This window comes from Actinomycetospora sp., from assembly GCF_055612215.1.
This window is the reverse complement of the sequence record NZ_JBVPVA010001131.1, coordinates 1-4,402: the sequence shown is the minus strand read 5'-3', so window position 1 is coordinate 4,402 and position 4,402 is coordinate 1. Positions and strand designations below refer to the sequence as shown.

General features: G+C 73.5%; 4 protein-coding genes. 1 reads left to right on the top strand and 3 read right to left on the bottom strand.

Features of this window, described 5'->3' with window-relative positions:
- Positions 1-894, bottom strand: an 894-nt coding sequence (locus AC0CYZ_RS30415) for a MarR family transcriptional regulator (RefSeq protein ID WP_472221846.1), incomplete at its 3' end; no start/stop codon positions are given.
- A 103-nt stretch (positions 895-997) separates the two neighbouring features.
- Between AC0CYZ_RS30415 and AC0CYZ_RS30410 the strand changes: the two genes are divergently transcribed.
- Positions 998-1,318, top strand: coding sequence for an adhesin (locus tag AC0CYZ_RS30410; RefSeq protein WP_472221845.1), 321 nt, complete (start codon positions 998-1,000; stop codon positions 1,316-1,318).
- 51 nt (positions 1,319-1,369) lie between these two features.
- On the opposite strand, the gene valS is transcribed toward AC0CYZ_RS30410, so the two are convergent.
- Together valS and AC0CYZ_RS30400 are read right to left on the bottom strand one after the other, a co-directional pair.
- The gene (gene valS, locus AC0CYZ_RS30405) at positions 1,370-3,961 is read right to left on the bottom strand and encodes a valine--tRNA ligase (protein ID WP_472221844.1); all 2,592 of its coding nucleotides are present in this window, start codon (positions 3,959-3,961) and stop codon (positions 1,370-1,372) included.
- A 256-nt stretch (positions 3,962-4,217) separates the two neighbouring features.
- A partial coding sequence (locus tag AC0CYZ_RS30400; RefSeq protein WP_472221843.1) for a hypothetical protein occupies positions 4,218-4,402 on the bottom strand: 185 nt, incomplete at its 5' end.

The following is a 4,402-nucleotide window of genomic DNA, read 5'->3' as shown; positions in this document are numbered from 1 at the left end:
GGGGCGGGGGTGGGTCTGCGGGGTGCCGGCGTCGCCGGGGTCGTCGAGGGGCACGTCGGGCCGGTGTTCGGCCTGCTCGGAGTGGGTGGTGTGCCCCTCGGCGGCCGAGGCCGTGAGTCGGGTGCGGATCGGGGCGTCCCTCGACCGCGCGGTGCGCTCGACGAGCCCGGCCTTGGCGAGCTTGCGGCACTGGTAGTTGAACGCCTTCGGGTCGACGAGGGGGTGCCGGCCGGCGAGGGCGGCGGCGAGTTCGTTGTCCGTGAGTCCCGCGGGAGCGTCGGCCAGGGCGGCGACGATGTCCGCCTGGACGGGCGAGAGCACCGGGGCCGGTGCCCCGGCCCCGTCGAGGGCCACGTCAGGCACGTCGGAGGCCTGGTCGGAGTGTGTGGTGTGCCCCTCGGGCTCCGGAGCGGCGCCTGAGTCCGACCCGTCGTCGTCGAGGGGCACGTCAGGCAGGTCGGAGGCCTGGTCGGACTGCGTGGTGTGCCCCTCGGGCTCCGGAGCGGCGCCTGAGTCCGACCCGTCGTCGTCGAGGGGCACGTCAGGCACGTCGGAGGCCTGGTCGGACTGCGTGGTGTGCCCCTCGGCGAGGGTGGGCTCGGGCTCGTCGACGGGGGTGGGCTCGGGCAGCTCGTCGGCGGCGGGCTCCTCGGGCTCGACCGCCGCACGGGCCACCAACCGGGTCCGGACCGGCCTCGTCCCCACGCGCTCCACCATCCCGATCGCGGCCAGCCGGCGGCACTGGTGGTTGGCCGCCTTGGCGTTCAGCCCGGGGTACCGGTCGGCCAGGGCCGCGGCCAGCTCCCCGTCGGAGAGACCCTCCGGAGTCTGTCCGAGCAACCGGATGATGTCCTTCCGCGGCCCGGCGGCCGACTCGGGGACCGGGAGCGCCATGGCCGCTCTCCTCCGTGACGGTGCGCCCGACCGGGGGACTGCCCGTGTGACGGGACGCGCGATGACGTGCGTGACCTTTCCGTGATCCGTATGGTAACGGGGCATGCTGGCACTGACGGAGACGGCAGCCGAGGCCATCTCCAACATCCTCGAGACCAACGAGATGCCCGAGGGCTCCGGCCTGCGCATCGCGGCCACGCCGAACATGGCCGAGGAGGGGCTCGAGCTCTCCGTCGCGCCGAACCCGGCCGCGGACGACACGGTGCTCGAGGGCGGCGGTGCCGTCATCTTCCTCGAGCCGATGGCCGCGTCGGCCCTCGACGACAAGGTGCTCGACGTCGAGAAGATCCCGGAGGCCGAGTCCGACGGCTCCGGCGACGAGTACCGCTTCGCCATCACCCCGCAGTCGGAGCTCCAGGCCTGACCGCTGCCGCGACCCCGACGACGGCCGCCACGGCCGCCGTCGGGGACCGGGTCAGGCCTGCACGGCCTCCACGGGTCCACCGACCCGCATCACCAGCTCGCCGTCCTCGGACGGCACCAGCTCGACGTCCCGCACGCGCCCGGCCGCCTGCACGTCGCCCAGGACGACGCGCAGGGCGTCCAGCCGGTCCGGCGCGGCGGACACCGAGAGGCTCTCCACCTCGGTGCGGATCGAGAGCTTCTGGTCCGACTTGCCCTTGCGGATCCCGGAGATGACCTCCGAGGCGACGTCGAGCACGGCCTCGTCCACGCCCTCGGCCGGCGGCAGTTCCGCGGTGGTCGGCCAGGCGGCGCGGTGCACCGTCCCGTCCTGCCACCACGACCAGACCTCCTCCGCGACGAACGGCAGCACCGGCGCGAACAGCCGCTGCAGCACGCGCAGCGCCACCGCGAGGGCGGCCCGCGCCGAGTCACGCCCGGCCTCGTCGAACTCGCCGTAGGCCCGGGACTTGACCAGCTCCAGGTAGTCGTCGCAGAAGAACCAGAAGAACTGCTCGGTGACCTCGAGCGCGACCGCGTAGTCGAACCGCTCCAGCGCCGCCGTCGCCTTCTCGACGACCCCGGCCAGCCGCGCGAGCAGTGCCCGGTCGATCGGCGCGGTCACCGCCGACGGGTCCGGGAGACCGGCCGGGACCCCCACCCCGAGGATGAACTTCGAGGCGTTGAGCAGCTTCATCGCGAGGCGCCGGCCGACCTTCATCTGCCCGCGGTCGAAGGCGGTGTCGACGCCGGGCCGGCCGTTCGCGGCCCAGTACCGGACGGCGTCCGAGCCGAACTCCTCGAGCAGCCCCATCGGGGTGACGACGTTGCCCTTGGACTTCGACATCTTCTTGCGGTCCGGGTCGAGGATCCAGCCGGACAGGGCCGCGTGCGCCCACGGCAGCTCGCCGAACTCGAGCGAGCTGCGCACGACCGTGGAGAACAGCCAGGTCCGGATGATGTCGTGGGCCTGGGGGCGCAGGTCCATGGGGAAGACCCGGGAGAACAGGTCGTCGTCGACGGACCACTTCCCGGCGATCTGCGGGGTGAGCGACGACGTGGCCCACGTGTCGAGGACGTCGGGGTCGCCGGTGAAGCCCCCCGGCTGGTCGCGCTGGTCGGCCGTGTAGCCGGGCGGGACGTCGGTGGTCGGGTCGACCGGCAGCGCGGCGTCGTCCGGGGTGAGGACCTGCTCGGCCACCACCTCGCCGTCGGCGTCGAGGGAGTACCAGACCGGGATCGGCACGCCGAAGAACCGCTGGCGGCTGACCAGCCAGTCGCCGTTGAGGCCGCCGACCCAGTCCGCGTACCGGTGGCGCATGTAGTCCGGGTGCCACCGCAGCTCGTCGCCGCGGCGCAGCATCGCCGCGCGCAGGTCGGCGTCGCGCCCGCCGTTGCGGATGTACCACTGCCGGCTGGAGACGATCTCGAGCGGCTTGTCGCCCTTCTCGAAGAACTTGACCGGCCGCGTGACCGGCCGGACGTCGCCGATCAGCTCCCCGGTCTCGGCGAGCATCGCGACGATGCGCTCCTTGGCGGTGTGGACCGTCGCCCCGGCGAGCTCCTCGTACCGAGCGCGGCCCTGCTCGGTGGTGATCCACTCCGGCGTCTCGCGCAGCAGCCGACCGTCGCGGGTGATGACGGTGCGGTTGGGCAGGTCGAGCTCGCGCCACCAGGTGACGTCGGTGAGGTCACCGAACGTGCAGCACATCGCGATGCCGGCGCCGCGGTCCATCTCGGCCGCCGGGTGGGCGAGCACCGGGACCTCGACGTCGAAGAGCGGCGAGCGCACCGTGGTGCCGAAGAGCGGTCGGTAGCGCTCGTCGTCGGGGTGGGCGACGAGCGCGACGCAGGCCGGGATCAGCTCCGGGCGGGTGGTCTCGATCTCGATGTCCGCGCCGTCGGCGCCGTGGTACGCGATCCGGTGCCAGGCGCCGGCGTGCTCGCGGTCCTCCAGCTCGGCCTGCGCGACCGCGGTGCGGAAGGTGACGTCCCAGAGCGTCGGCGCCATCGACACGTACGCCTCCCCGCGCGAGAGGTTGCGCAGGAAGGCGCGCTGGCTGATCGCGCGGGCCGTGGCGTCGATCGTCTGGTACGTGTGCGACCAGTCGACCGAGAGGCCGCCCCGGCGCCACAGCGCCTCGAAGGCCTTCTCGTCCTCGGCGGTCAGCGTCTCGCACAGCTCGACGAAGTTGCGCCGCGAGATCGCGACCTGCTGCTTGCCCGGCTTCTCCGGCGGGGTGAACTCCGGGTCGTACGGCAGGCTCGGCTCGCAGCGCACGCCGTAGAAGTTCTGCACGCGGCGCTCGGTCGGCAGGCCGTTGTCGTCCCACCCCATGGGGTAGAAGACCTGCTTGCCGCGCATGCGCCAGAAGCGGGCCACGACGTCGGTGTGGGTGTAGCTGAAGACGTGCCCGACGTGCAGCGAGCCCGAGACCGTCGGCGGCGGCGTGTCGACCGAGAAGACCTCGCTGCGCGACGCCGACCGGTCGAACCGGTAGGTCCCCTGCTCCTCCCATACGGCCGCCCAGCGCTCCTCGAGGCCGTCGAGCGTCGGCTTCTCGGGCACCTGCGGGGCCGCCGGGAGGGAGGGGGACTGCGTCATACCGCCGAGTTTACCGAGGGGCTCCGACACCTTTCCGGCGTGGACGTACCGGATCGGGCGGAGCTGCTGCGCCGAGCGGGTGGATCCCGTTACGCGGCGGGCTCGACGAGGGCCACAGTGATCGAGACCGCGCACCTGGTCGTACGGGTACGTCTGTTCGGGGGAAGATCGCCATGACCGCGTCCACGTCGTCCTCGCCGTCTCCGGGGACACCCGGTTCGCCGCAGCCGCGTCACCGTGCGAGCGGCGGCCGGGGCTACGGGCGGGAGACCGAGACGTCCGGCCCGATCCCCACCGCCCCGCGCGAGGGCGGACGGCACCGGGCGCCGGACGCGCCGCCGTCCAGCGGGTTCCGGATCGTGCCGGGGCCGCGCGAGGCGCAGGAGAGCCGGCCGGGCGACGGGCCCGGCGCCGGGTTCCGGCCCCTCCCGCCCTCGGCTC